General features: G+C 29.5%; 14 protein-coding genes. 2 read left to right on the forward strand and 12 right to left on the reverse strand.

Annotated elements, in window-relative coordinates:
• Positions 1-198: 198 nt before the first annotated feature.
• The 6 genes from CHRY9293_RS17510 to CHRY9293_RS17535 form a co-directional block, all read right to left on the reverse strand.
• On the reverse strand, positions 199-1497 hold the full coding sequence (locus CHRY9293_RS17510) for a site-specific integrase (protein ID WP_162034158.1): 1299 nt from the start codon (positions 1495-1497) through the stop codon (positions 199-201).
• 184 nt (positions 1498-1681) lie between these two features.
• Positions 1682-2992 (reverse strand): replicative DNA helicase, encoded by a 1311-nt coding sequence (locus CHRY9293_RS17515; RefSeq protein ID WP_162034159.1) that lies wholly within the window; start codon positions 2990-2992, stop codon positions 1682-1684.
• On the reverse strand, positions 2985-3674 hold the full coding sequence (locus CHRY9293_RS17520) for a helix-turn-helix domain-containing protein (RefSeq protein WP_162034160.1): 690 nt from the start codon (positions 3672-3674) through the stop codon (positions 2985-2987). Before CHRY9293_RS17520 ends, CHRY9293_RS17515 begins: the two co-directional genes overlap by 8 nt.
• 4 nt (positions 3675-3678) lie before the next feature.
• Positions 3679-3933 carry a DUF3853 family protein gene (locus CHRY9293_RS17525; RefSeq protein WP_162034161.1) on the reverse strand — a complete coding sequence of 85 codons (255 nt, stop codon included), beginning with the start codon at positions 3931-3933 and terminating at the stop codon, positions 3679-3681.
• Positions 3930-4211, reverse strand: coding sequence for a DUF3853 family protein (locus tag CHRY9293_RS17530; RefSeq protein WP_162034162.1), 282 nt, complete (start codon positions 4209-4211; stop codon positions 3930-3932). The genes CHRY9293_RS17525 and CHRY9293_RS17530 overlap by 4 nt, the downstream gene beginning before the upstream one ends.
• A gap of 30 nt (positions 4212-4241) precedes the next feature.
• Positions 4242-4463 (reverse strand): helix-turn-helix domain-containing protein, encoded by a 222-nt coding sequence (locus CHRY9293_RS17535; RefSeq protein WP_162034163.1) that lies wholly within the window; start codon positions 4461-4463, stop codon positions 4242-4244.
• 132 nt (positions 4464-4595) lie between these two features.
• Between CHRY9293_RS17535 and CHRY9293_RS18620 the strand changes: the two genes are divergently transcribed.
• Positions 4596-5114 carry a hypothetical protein gene (locus tag CHRY9293_RS18620; RefSeq protein ID WP_185153232.1) on the forward strand — a complete coding sequence of 173 codons (519 nt, stop codon included), beginning with the start codon at positions 4596-4598 and terminating at the stop codon, positions 5112-5114.
• Here CHRY9293_RS18620 and CHRY9293_RS17545 read toward each other — a convergent pair.
• The 5 genes from CHRY9293_RS17545 to CHRY9293_RS17565 all read right to left on the reverse strand — a co-directional run bounded on the left by CHRY9293_RS17545 (position 5111) and on the right by CHRY9293_RS17565 (position 9299).
• Positions 5111-5365 (reverse strand): hypothetical protein, encoded by a 255-nt coding sequence (locus CHRY9293_RS17545; protein ID WP_162034164.1) that lies wholly within the window; start codon positions 5363-5365, stop codon positions 5111-5113. The genes CHRY9293_RS18620 and CHRY9293_RS17545 overlap by 4 nt on opposite strands.
• Positions 5358-5906, reverse strand: a complete 549-nt coding sequence (locus CHRY9293_RS17550; protein WP_228455588.1) for a hypothetical protein — start codon at positions 5904-5906, stop codon at positions 5358-5360. The genes CHRY9293_RS17545 and CHRY9293_RS17550 overlap by 8 nt, the downstream gene beginning before the upstream one ends.
• Complete coding sequence (locus CHRY9293_RS17555) at positions 5839-6108, reverse strand: hypothetical protein (RefSeq protein ID WP_162034166.1); 270 nt, start codon at positions 6106-6108, stop codon at positions 5839-5841. Before CHRY9293_RS17555 ends, CHRY9293_RS17550 begins: the two co-directional genes overlap by 68 nt.
• An 838-nt stretch (positions 6109-6946) precedes the next feature.
• The gene (eptA, locus tag CHRY9293_RS17560) at positions 6947-8485 is read right to left on the reverse strand and encodes a phosphoethanolamine--lipid A transferase EptA (protein ID WP_162034167.1); all 1539 of its coding nucleotides are present in this window, start codon (positions 8483-8485) and stop codon (positions 6947-6949) included.
• Positions 8472-9299, reverse strand: a complete 828-nt coding sequence (locus CHRY9293_RS17565) for a phosphatase PAP2 family protein (RefSeq protein ID WP_162034168.1) — start codon at positions 9297-9299, stop codon at positions 8472-8474. The genes eptA and CHRY9293_RS17565 overlap by 14 nt, the downstream gene beginning before the upstream one ends.
• A 1090-nt stretch (positions 9300-10389) precedes the next feature.
• On the opposite strand from CHRY9293_RS17565, the gene CHRY9293_RS17570 reads away from it, so the two are divergent.
• Positions 10390-10629: a transposase family protein gene (locus tag CHRY9293_RS17570; protein ID WP_162034169.1), complete on the forward strand. Its 240-nt coding sequence runs from the start codon at positions 10390-10392 to the stop codon at positions 10627-10629.
• A 478-nt stretch (positions 10630-11107) separates the two neighbouring features.
• On the opposite strand, the gene CHRY9293_RS17575 is transcribed toward CHRY9293_RS17570, so the two are convergent.
• The coding region (locus CHRY9293_RS17575) for a non-ribosomal peptide synthetase (protein WP_162034170.1) at positions 11108-13926 on the reverse strand (2819 nt) is incomplete at its 5' end.

Raw genomic sequence — 13926 nt, forward strand, 5'->3', positions numbered from 1 at the left:
TGTCAATCATAACTATGTAATGGTTAAAAATAATAAAAAGTGAGTTCCGAAAAATTTCTTGAGCTGTAAGAGCTCTAAATTTTCCAGAATAACTTTTTAACTTACACAGTTAGTGAGACACTACCTTCGAAAATAACAACAATCAATTTAATTTACAGCACATTATTTCTTTTTCGGCTTTACTTGAATCATAACATTTTATTTATTTCTGGGGGTAAAACTGGGGGTAATATTAAACTTATCCATTTCGCTTCTTTTAAGATCATCTACAATTTTCACATAAGGCCTAAGAGCTTTAAAATCTTTATGCCCTGTCCACTTTATTATAACTTCAACAGGTATTCCGAGCCTTAAAGAATTTATCACAAATGTACGTCTTGCTGCGTGAGTTGAAAGCACATTCTTTTTTAAGTATACTTCTTCGTATGATTTGTTCCCTATAAAATAATGGTCTTTTATTGGTGTATTAAATTCCATTATTTCACCTATTTCTTTCAAGTATTCATTGGTTTTTGCCATAGAAATTATTGGAAGCGCCAACCCATTGGGTAACTCTACATCTTCATATTTATCTAAGATCGCTTTAGAATATTTATTTAGATCTATAGAAAGGGGATCAGTAGTTTTTTCAGATGCAATTAAAAAATACCCATCCCGAATATCTGTTTTTTTTAACTTGCTAACATCAGAATATCGAAGTGATGAAAAGCAGCAAAAGCAAAACACATCACGGACTCTTTCAAGATATTTCTTTACTCCAAAATCTTTTTCCAGCAAATCCATCAATTCTTCCCATTCAAGATAGACAAGTTCAGCTAACTTCTGTTGCGTTCCTTTAAATCGTTGTTCAAAATCCTCATATGTAGTCCCTGAATATAAACCTTTTTTGGATGCCCATTTTAAAATTCTAAGATAATCTTCAATATTTCTACGTATAGTAGTGTTTCTGTGTGGTTCTCTTTTATTCCCAGATCTTATGTCAATTGGAGATGTTGAGAAGTACTTCATCATATCTCTTATTGCAATTTCATCCATATTATTAGTCAAAAGACTTTTATTAAATCCTATAACGTGATTTCTTAACTTAATATACTTTTTCAAGGTTCCCTCAGTCCACTGTTTTGATACTTTCTTTTCATCTATATATTTATTAATAACCTCAACAAAAGTTAAATCTTTAGTTTTATTATTTTTTGTCTTTCCACTTTTCTTTGCAAATGATAACTTAAGTTCTTGTGATGTTGGAAACCTTTTATTGAATACATCAAACTCTTTGAAAATTTCTTCTACTAAGCATTCCGAATTACTTATTTCTTTATTTCGAGGATCTTTCCTATTGAGCAATCTTTGAGATTTACCATTCCATTCAGAAGGCTTAACTGATACTGAAACATATAATTCCAGACGGATATTATTAAAAGTTACTCGCAACCTAATCGGTGTAGGTAGGTCTTGTTTATTATCTTTTATGGAAAATGATACTGCATATTTTAACATATATATATTATTAAATTCAAATTTTTATAATATCAAAGTCTATTTTTTTCTTATCCTTACTTAATTTATATTAGTGAGAATGTATATCTCATAATTGTTAAATTCTATTTCCCCATTAATATTTTCATAATTTCAGATTTATAATATATTGATTCAAATTGCTCTTACTTATTTTGCTAATTATTTAGTATGAATTCATAAACTTTGAAGTTGCCATATTTACTTTACATCTTTCTGATAAAATTCCTCCGTGACGATTCTTTTGGATAATAATTTCAGCCTCATTTTGGGTTCCTTCGTGATTATATTCTGAACCCCACTCTTCAATTCCGTAATATTCTGGTCGGAAGAGAAATATAACTTCGTCAGCATCTTGTTCTATAGAACCGGAATCTCTTAAATCGGAAAGCATTGGCCTTTTATCAGGTCTATTTTCTACATTTCGAGAAAGCTGAGATAATGCTATAACAGGAATATCCAATTCTTTTGCTAATCCTTTCAATCCCCGTGAAATATTTCCAATTTCCTGTTCCCTATTTCCTGCCTTTTCAAAAGTTATTAATTGTAAATAATCTATTATAATCACAGCAATATTATATTTTAGCTTCATCATTTTAGCTTTTATTTTTAAATCATTAATTGAAATACCAGGTGTATCATTTATATGTACTTTTAATGATAGTAAATCATCTTTTAAATGAATATATTGCTGTAGTTCAGCATCACTTAAACCTTTTCTTAATATTGAAGAATTAGGTATTCCCGTATAATTTGTTATTATTCTCGCTCCGATCTGTTCTGCAGACATTTCGAGTGAAAAAACACCTACAGAAATATTTTGCTGAACAATATCAACTATTTGTTGGACCATAAAAGCAGTTTTCCCCATTCCCGGTCTTCCTGCAACTATTGTTAAATCTGAGTTTTGCCATCCCCCAAATACTTTGTTTATAATATCTAGAGAACTAGGAATTCCAGTTATGCTACTATTCTGAATATTTAAAAATCTTTCTTGAACTTTATCTACTAAAACAGGAAATGATTGATCTTGCTTGTTATTTTCTATAAACTTATCAATGAATAAACTATCAAAATATTCAAATGCTTTGTCGCGGATCATAAAAATATTCAACTGGGGGTCATTAGCAATTTTTAACAATCGTGAAAATTTATTTATAAAATCACGTTTTACTGATAATTCTACCAAAATCATTATATGATATTCAAGATGAGCAGAAGAATGAACTCCCATAGTTAAATTAATAATGTATTGATCTAGATTACCCTTACCTATCTTCCCCAATTCTTGTATGAGAATTACCAAATCAACAGGATGATTAGATTGCCATAATTGGCTAATTATCTCAAATATTATTTGATGATCTCTCTTTTCAAATAAATGAACACTTAAGCTTGAACTATATTTAGAGAAACAGTTAGCCTCGATAATTAAAGTTCCTAAAACAACTTTTTCAATTTCTATATTACTACTCATTATATGTAGATTTTGGACGTTTTATATTTGGGATATATTTTAAGGATATTTCATTTAATGATGTATTTTTCATATATGGCAACGTACTTTTCAATAATGGTTTCCAAGTCGTTATCGGGCTATTTTGACCAGTTCTCCAACCATTACTTACCCAGCTGTTGTACTTTGCTTGAATTTTTAAGTCCAAATCCGGCTCATACATTTCTAAACTTTTTGCATATGTAATAAACTCCCCTAAAGAAGGTATATTTTTATCTCTAATATTTTCTGATGGGTACAATATGGGAAATGTTTCACTTCGCGATGATACAGGGTCAATAGACTTCCTGGGAGTTCTTTTTAACTTTGAATAGGCATTTTGTCTTTCAGATTCTTCTGTATTTGATTTTTCAATAGAATATGGTATAGAATAATCTAAAATTAGCCTGTAATAAGTAGGTATACCATTTTTAGTTTGGTAATAAATTAAACCTATATTTCGAAGTTTCTCTTTAGTGGATCTTATTGTTGGTCTTGTTAATCCTAGTTTTTCTGAAAGAGTAGAATCAGAGACCTTAAAATCTTTACATTCATTTTTATCCCATGCTTCAAGTAAAAAAAGATACAAAGCAATAGTCGTTGCACCAAGTGGCTTTTCTTGATTGTACTCCCAAAATTTATGTATTAATTTAAGGTAGTCCATTTTCTTATTTCTTTCCGAAAAGTTGTAAAGCTTTTTCCCTATCTATTAAGATGATATTTCCGTTTTGAATAATAGCATCATTTATTTTTCCAGAGGATTTTATTCTTTGCGCTTGAGCAATAGAACAACCAAAAAGTTTTGCTAAACCTTTAAGACCATATTCATATTTCTTTTCTGATAAGAGATGGTATGTTTGTAATTCTAGGAAATCTTCAACAGTTAATTGCCAAAGGGGGGTTTTAAGATCTATACTTTTCATTCTTGATTTTTTAGTAGTTCCAAAACTTTCGTAGTATCGAATATTAATTTTTTCCCATTCTGAATTATAGCATCTTTCAAAACTCCTGATGATTTTAATTCCTGTGCCTTTGTTTTACCACAGCCTAATAAATTTGCAAGGCCGGGAATACCATATACGTATCTGGCATCAGTGAAATTCTTTTCAATTCTTTCAATGGTAGTTTCTTTATGAGGAATGAGTACACCGAATAATTCTACTATTTCCCTGCCTGTCATTGAAAATAATGGCTTATCCATTAGCTCTTTTGAAATCATATGCAAATAAAATTATGATTGTACTAAATTGACCTTATCATTTTCAAACATATCTTCTTGAGAAAGACCACTTAACTCTTTAATCTTTTCGATTCTATCCAACCTGCTGAGATTTTCAGGAGTTTTGTTCATCCACCGAGAGAGTGTAGATCTAGAAATTTTTAATGCCATACTCAATTCACTTTTTTTATCATCTGGTTTTAGCCATTCCTTCAATTTTTTTGATAATTTCATTATTTACTATTTATTATTTTTGAATACTTAATTGGTATTCATTAAGTTCTTATATTTGAATATTCAAATTTGATATAGCAAATATAGAAAATAAATTTTCGATTATAAAACAAAAACGAAAATAAATTTACAGTGATTAAAAATAGAATTATACAACTGATTGAATGCAAAGAGATTGCAAAGGAAAATTTTTATAAAAAAATTGGCATGACTTCTGCGAGTTTTAGAGGAAAAGCTAAAGAAACACCTATAAATTCGACTGCAATAGAAAATATATTATTGGAAATACCGGATGTTAATCCTATATGGCTTTTAACTGGAGAAGGAGAAATGCTAAAAGAATTGAATACATTAAATAAAGTGGCAGATCCAATAAGCAAAGAAATATTCTTCACAGATCTCCCACTTGAAAAAAAAATAGATGTTTTATATGATCAAAATCTCAAATTAATCGAAAATAATTCGAATACTTTCATTGATGAAAAAATAGGAAATGTATTAGCTCACTTATATGCACAAAGCAGCCTACAAGATAAAAGTATTTTATTTATTCAGAAAGTTATCAAGAGACAAGAAGATTTGATTAAAAATCAAGACAAAAAAATAGAAGAAATTTTGACAATTCTTAAAGAAAAAATTGCTATAAACTAGTTTTTATTGATTTTGATCCTTTCCGCATTCTGAATAATAGTGAAACTAGATGTTTTTATGAGAACATATCCAAGATCATTAGCAAACAATTTTAAATCCTTCATTTTCCCTACAAAACTATTGTTTATTTCTTTTTTTACCTTATAAATCTTAATTAAGTATTCATCCTCCAAAAGTTTATCATCAGAATAATCTTCCCACAATTTTTCTCCAATAGATACAAGTACTTCTATTTTTTCTTGATTATTCATCTTCTTTAATTTTATTGTGCTTGTTAAGAAGAATTGAAAATCTATTTAATGTTGTATTGTTAAACTCATCAATTTTTTTAATACTATTATAATAATTGTTAAGCCAATATATAAGAAATATAATTACAATTAATATTATTATAATAGCTATATCTGCAATTGCAGATATCTCGTTCTTATTAAAAAAAATAAATTTCACATAAGTTATTAAATGGAAGTAACTAGAAATTAATACGACGTAATAGGTTTTCTTATGTGCACATTCTAAAATCCCTGCAATAGATAGTAAAACATAGCCTAAACCTATAGATAAGAAATAAATTGATGAATCAAGATCTAACCGTCTTTCACCAGCATTATTATCAAGTTGTATATTAACATCCGTAAAATATCCTATTATATTATTAAGAAAAGGTAATATAGCGGAGATAAGAACTAATGTCGAAACAATAATATTAATAAATATTTTTACCTTACTTTGGGCGGTCTGATTTTGTTGGGTCGATTGTTTCGAATGCTTGTCCATTATTTCTTGCTCCATCATTTGAATTTTGTATTTTTAAAGAATCATTTTCGATCTTGTTTGATAAAATATAGTTTTCAAAATATACACTTTTATCAAAAACCTTTTTATTAGAAGAGTTTTCATTTTTTTGATAAGAATCTTCATCATTACTTTCACAAGAAAATACGCTTACTAATAGTAAGAATGCCACTATTACTTTTAATATTCTTTTTTTCATGTACAATCTAAATTAATCTTAAAAATAAGTAAAAGGAGAATTTTTCTCCGTCTTGTGAATGCCAAATATATAAAAACTTTTAAAAAAAATAAATTATAATTCATTATTTAGTGATAATAATCTATAAAACACCAATATTAATCAAAAGTAAAATATTATTACTCATTCTAATATAGTACAAAAGTATTCTTAATACTTTGATAACATCTTTTTTATGTACTACAATAAAAAAGTATTAACATTATAAGTCAAAATAAGTGGTATTTTTATAACAAGGTAGTATTCGTCGATGGAAAATTAAAATACTAATAAACTAGAAAGAAAAATGAGGCTGTCTCAAAAGGGCAGTCTTTTTTTACATAATAGAGGCTATCCCTTTTGAGACAGCCTCATTTGATGCAGATGTAAAAAATTTAAATAAAATTACCATGTAAGGGATAATATGAATGTTGTTTATATCACTATTTAATGATATAAATAAATTATTTTGTCAGGAAAGGAAAAGCTAAAAAATAATCAAACATTAAAACGGGGAGAGTTGGGGTATGTCGACGAAACTGAAAATATAGTACATTAAGCTTTAAATCTATTATTAATTACCATTTCATAGATAAAACAAATTATTATTTTTGTAAGCCTTATTTTCCCCATTTTTTTCTCTTACATATTTATACAATGTCATTTTTGAAATCTTCAGGTCGGCAGCAATTTAAGTGAGGGGAGGTAAAGTATAAAAATAACTAGTATTCAGCTTGTTGAGCTACAAAATAAGGGAGCTTCATAAATTGTCCCACACTTTTTGATGCGCTTCCTACTTTTTTGGCTATGTTTAAAAATATTACTCTTTAGTGAATTTGTAAATATTCATTTTTTCGTCATAAATAGGACTTTTAACTCCTAAAAAATTAAGAACGCTATGGAATACATTATTTTGTGACAATACCTGATCTTTATTCGGTTTAAGTTGTGTTGAATTATCTGATATCCAAACGATAAAAGGAATTTCATATTGTTCTTTAGGAGCAATGCTTAGTGGAACCCCATGCATATAGAGATTTTTTTCACCTAAAGATTCTCCATGGTCTGATACAAAAAGCATTGTGCTTTTATAATCTTTTAATTGTTTGAGATCTTCAATGATGCTACTTAAGAGATAGTCTGTATATACAATGGTATTATCATAAGCATTAATCAGTTCTTCTTGAGTACAATTATTTAATTCAACACTATTACAAACGGGTTTAAATATTTCAAATCGTGATGGATATTTTTTACTATAAGTAGGCCCATGGCTCGTACTGGTATGAAGAACAATTAATATTTTATTCTTTTTACTCGCTAATATTTGCTCTTTTAAACCTCTTAAAAGAATTTCATCATATTGGCACCTTTCATCTTTGCAATGGGCGAGTAAATTTTCTTTGTTTTGGTAATTGCTTATATGGACCGGTGGCTCTCCCCAGTTAGTAGTTCTCCAAATGACCTCTACATTGTTTCTAAATAAATAGTTGGGCAGAATTTCATATAGTTTATCCGTATTAGAGTGTTCTAAAATACATTTCACACCCGCAGTGGTATAGGTGGCACAAGAAGTAGCGTTAAAATGATATAGATTTTGTTCCTTGGAAAGTAGAGGATTTGTATCTTTTTTGTATCCATATAAAGAAAAATTTTGACTTCTTGCGGATTCGCCTATGACTAAAACTACAATAGATTTTTCCCTATTTTTGATAGTAGCGTTCGGCAACAGAATTTCTTTTTCATTTTTTTTATAGTTGTGAATATAAAAAAGAGATGTATTGACTGAATAAGACCAGGGCATGATCAGACCACCCAATGTTTTTGAATTTTTATCAATCCATAGCCAATTACTCGCATTGGCAAATGCTAAAATAACCGTAAATAGTAAAGAAAGAGAAGAAGTGATTAAAAACTTTTTTAAAGATACCTTAATAATCTTAACTTTAATGATATAAATACTTGGAAGAATACCCAATACAAGTACATATAGAACTAATTTTATTGAGAAGAAACTGCTGGACTCTTCATAACTGGTATTAAGTACATTACCAATCATACTCTCATCTACAATGACTCCATACGTATTGATAAAATACACAGCAATTGAGCTGATAATAAAAGTTAAAACCAATAGGAATTTACCCGCAAAACTCGATAAAAATAAAAACAGATAAAAAACAAAATAGCTGGATACTAATAAGCTGATAATTAAGCTCATAATCAGCATGAAGCCATTGTAAGTTTTATAATCAACGTTATTGAAAGCAAAAGTGAAAAATGAAAAATGAAAGAGTAAAAAATTAAGAAAACTCATTAACCATGCGAAATTCGATAATTTTAAATTATTTTTTAACATAAATATAGGTAATTATATATAATGAAACAATAAGGCTAATTAACGCTAAGTAAAATACTATCAAATTTTCATGAAGTATTTTATTTACTAAAGCAATGATACAACCTATGAATAAGAGAATAAAAATAAAATAATATTTTTTATGATTGATCCATGACCATATGCTGTATTTTTGATTGATAAAAATGCCTAAAATTCCACACATATAACCTATAATACTTCCAATAATAACATCCAGAGGATAGTGCGCACCCACCCCCACTCTTGTGAATGTAAGAATAGTCCCGATGATAATAATAAATCCTAACCATAACACTTTATATTTCAATTTTTGAGGCATCAATGCCCATAATAGAATGGTAAGTACTGTAAAAATAGTGATAGAATGGCCGGACGGTAAACTGTTAGAGCCGGTTAATGTTTTTCCTATAATCACAAAGCTACTCTGATCATATACAGCAGCCGGCCTTGGTACTTTAAAAAAAACTTTTAAAAGACTGGTGGGTATAATTGAAATCAGGGATGCTGATAATAAGGCTTCCCATAATTTTGGTGCATACACCACAAATATTGTTAGAAATGATAAAATAATAAGGGCATTTCCAAATTGGCCTAGATTATTGATGAGATGAGGAAAATGAGACAATTTCGAATTAATAAATAAGAAGCTATCTTTTTGAATATTGGCGTAGGCCTCCCTAGAGAAAGCATTTTCTTGATAAAGAAAAATGGATATTAGAATTAACAAGAAAAGCGGAAAATACAATAAGGATAAACCAATCTTAGCATAGTTTTGAATAACAAATTTGTTCATTATCTGTGTTTTATGAATTATAGATTACTTCAGATGGTAACGTCTTAAAAAAATGATACAGGATTAAATTAAATACAATTATTTTATGATGGAGATCCCACCCCCATGCTTATTATAAAAATGAATGAGCTCAACACGAGAAATAACATTAAGTTTTTTAAAAAGTCTCCTTTTCAATAGAAAATCAACAGCTTCTGTGTTAATTTTAGTTTATTTAATAGTGTATAAAAGATGCTAGATAAGTGTTCCTACACCTGTCTATTTTGTTATTCCATCGAAAGTTAACATTATTATACCCAGTAATTCTTCTATTTAGACAAAATAAGTACAACCTTAAAATGGCTAATCATTTGAAGAATATTATTCAATAGTATACTTTTTTGATCTATGAATCTATAATTTGGATTAAATCTACTAGAGCTATACTAGGTAGGGCAATATTTTTTCTTAAACTATTCCTCTTTCTCCAGACATCTAGTATAAGACAGTTAGAGACATTTTTAAAAATTCTTTACCAAATATTTTGTTACAGTAGTGTATTATAAATTTTAAATATCATTTTAGAAATCAGTCCTGGTAGTTAAGATTATTTCCATTCAATTATATTTTATTACCAATTCAAAAATATAAAATTTTTCGATTAAACCAAGAAAAAAAACAAGCTAATTAATTGAATTTAAGTATTTTACATATATACTTATCCACCTAATTCTAATAAGAATCAACCTTTAAAGGCCATGTTAATGATAAAATCTATCAATAAAAAAAATTCGAGAGATTAAAAATATAATTAATATTCAAAAGATTTCCTTTCCTCATTTTTCAGTTAAATGTTATCAGTAAAATATTATCTACAGCTAAGGGAAGAGTATCTCAATGTTGTAAAAACAATTGTATGTCAGGTTTTAATCACTCCTAATTAAGAAGTAACAAAAATGGTTGGGGCTCCCTAAGTTATGAGAGTTTCCTCTTGCTATAAACCCATCTCTAATATCTGATCGGGGCTATCCTATATACCAAATGTATGGGAATATTGATTCTCAAATAGGGATGTGTAAGAGGTAGTACGATAAATTTTTTAGGTGAAATTTTGGATACATTATATTTTCCTCTACAGCATATTCAAACCGATTGGGGTACTGAATTTTTTAATTACTCCTTCCAATATGAGCTGCATGAAAATTTTATCAAATACAGACTCATAAAGCCCAGATCCCCTCATCTAAATGGTAAAGTAGAAAGAACTCGAGAGACTGACAAATCCGAATTCTGGTCGCGAGTGGATTTATCTGATTCCGATCTTAATTTAAATGCTTTAGCTATTGAATGACAGGAGTTTTATAATAAGAAAAGGCCATACTCTTCTTTGAATGGGAAAACGCCTTGGGAAAAATTATAGTCTTTGGAACATCTTATCTCTATTCAGACTGATATTACTACAAATTTTTGGGACTCGAATGAAGTAATATTGCCCAGAAATTATACTTACTTAAGTTATATAAAAACAAAAACCTATAAAAACAAAGATATTAGTATTTTTAACCTAATAATCTGTAACGTTTATTTAGGACTAGTCAGTATCTTCTATGGCTAAGAAAACCCTCTCTTAATTTGTAGCGAATCTATTGTTATAGCACACTATATCCGTCCCAACTTTCCTAGATATACTTCTAATTAATATAGGTTGTTTGTCTATGAATAGTTTTTTTAATATTTTTTTGAAAAAAGGCTCAGATTATAAAATCCAAGCCTAGCTTTTTAACTTACACATTTAGTGAAACCTACTTCAAGTTTATTTATAGTCTTCATTATTTGGTTAAGTCTCTCTTTATAACATCAATAATAGCAGCCTCTTCTTCTAGCATATTTCGATGCAATGCATTAATAGGATATACTTTCAAGAGACTTGAATCTTCAAGTACTATGTCTACATTATTATAAGTTAATTGCTGTATATATTCTGTAATCAATTCCCTTTCTTCTTTATTTTCCTTGAGCATAGCTTTTAGTAGTACTGTCTTTGTAAATCTTAGTTTAGTCGAAATATTTTGTCTACTAAGTATAAGTTCTGCACTCAGTACGTTTTTAATCTTGATAAAATAATTATTATCCATAGGGATCTGAAATTCTCGACTAATTTCTTCATCAGAAAAAGGCGATATATTCATTAATTCTGAATCCGAATACTTAATAATCGTATCTAATAAATAAACAGTAATGTTTTTATGTCCTCTACTTTCCAATTCAGAAGCAATTTCTAAAGCGATTTGCCCCCCTAAAGACCAACCCAATAGAATATATTCTTCTCCTTGTCTCTTCATTTGTATTTCCTCCATATGATCCAGATAATACATAGCCAACCTATTAAGATTATCTATCTTTTCTTCATGGTATAAATTATAATAATCTACTCCATAACAATGATAATCATTATCTAATTTATCAGCAAGTGATTGATATACTTCACAACCTACTCCTCCAGAATGAATCATGAACATATTAGGTTTATTTATAGCATTATTAAGTGAAACTATGGCTTTGTATTCTGCTTTATAATTTGTAATTATTAAGGATAATACACCAATCATCCTCCCTTTAAAAACATCGGCAACCTTTATTTGAATTCCGAGCTGATGGTAAATCTTACTGATCAGCTTGATAGCCATAATACTATTTCCTCCTAATCGGAAAAAATCATCATGTAAACCAATACTTGCTACCGGTAAATCTAAAACTTCTCCATAAATCTCAGCCAAACTCTGTTGAAGGGGAGTTTCCGGAGCTATATATTCTTTATCTCCTGTAAAAATAGGTTCAGGTAAAGCTCTTCGGTCTAATTTACCATTTATCGTGATAGGAAGTTCTTTCAAATGAACATATACAGAAGGCATCATATACTCAGGAATTAAGCCCGATAAATGTACTGATAGTTCCTCATGATTTATTGCAGTATCTGATACATAGTATCCTATCAAATATTTCAATCTTGAACTATTCTCCTTTGCTAACACTGCTGCCTGACAAATTCCTTCATAGCTCAATAGCCCATTCTCTATCTCTCCCAACTCTATTCTATATCCTCTAATCTTTACCTGGAAGTCATTTCTCCCCATATATTCTAAATCTCCTCCAGGAAGATAGCGAACTAAATCTCCTGTCTTATAGATCCGATTATTATATCCTTTCTTTCTTTCTTCTTCAATTTGGAAAGGATTAGCTAGAAATTTTTCATCTGTAAGCTCTGGAAGATTTAAATAGCCTCTTGATAGACCAACTCCTCCTATATACAATTCTCCTATGGCTCCCACGGGTACTGGACGTAAATATTCATCTAATACATAAGTTGTGGTATTGGCTATAGAGCGACCTATCAAATGTACCTCTCCTGATTTTATCTCTCTATAGGTAGCATAAATCGTGGATTCGGTAGGTCCATATAAATTATATAACTTCTTATACTCCCCCCAATATCTTCCCGTTTCCTCATCGCAAGGCTCTCCAGCATAAAGAATAGTTTGTAAATTTGGATAGTCCTTACGTGGTAATATAGATAATAATGCAGGAGGAAGATATGTATGGGTAATTTCATGAGCTAAAAGATAGTCACTAATCAGATCTGAATCCTTTTTTATATCCTCTGATAATATATATAATTCATTACCATATAGTAAAGCACTAAAGAACTCGGAAACTGAAACATCAAAGACATAAGAGGTGTAGGCACTTACTTTACCTAGGGTACTAGAACCATATACTTCTCGTATACTATCCATTAAATTTACAACACTCTTATGCTCTATCATGACCCCTTTGGGCTTTCCTGTTGTACCACTGGTGTAAATAACATATGATAAATCACCTGAACTTACATCCGTCTTTGGATTATCACTTGAACATTTATTAACTTCATATTGTATTTCTAAACTATTCAGACTAAGAATACTAAGATCATTAGTCTCAGATTTATATTCAAAGAGTTTTTTTATCGTATCTTCTTCTCCGATTACAACTCTAGCCTTGGTATCTCCCAGAATATGTTCTATTCGATCCATAGGATAATTAGGATCCATAGGAACATAAGCTCCCCCTGATTTTAATACCCCTAAGATTCCGATCAGCATCTGCTCGGATCTTTCTAAACATAGAGGGATCAATTCATCGGGCTTAATCTCATAATTTTGTAGTAAATAATGAGCTAACTGATTAGATCTCCCATTAAGCTCCCTATAGCTTAACTTTACATCTTCATACACCAAAGCAATATGATCAGGAGTCTTCTCTACCTGTCTTTCAAATAACTCATGAAGGGTAACACTTGTGTCGTATTCTACTCCCGTTGCATTCCAATTATAAATCAAGTCTTGATACTCGGTAGCTGAAACATATGACAGTCTATCTGTAGTAATGGTAGGATCTTGTAACAGCTGATCCAACATCAACTCCATACCTTCTAGTACCTGAGATATCATAACCTTTTCAAATAACAAACCTTCATAGTTTAACGTAAGACTCACTTCCTCTCCTCTCTCATACGCAATTAAACTTAAGGGATAATCTACCTTCTCTATAGAATCCCGGAATCGAATATCTAAATCCTCAGAAACATCTCCATCGGATATAGGATAAT

It is taken from the genome of Chryseobacterium potabilaquae, from assembly GCF_902728265.1.
Classification (GTDB): domain Bacteria; phylum Bacteroidota; class Bacteroidia; order Flavobacteriales; family Weeksellaceae; genus Chryseobacterium; species Chryseobacterium potabilaquae.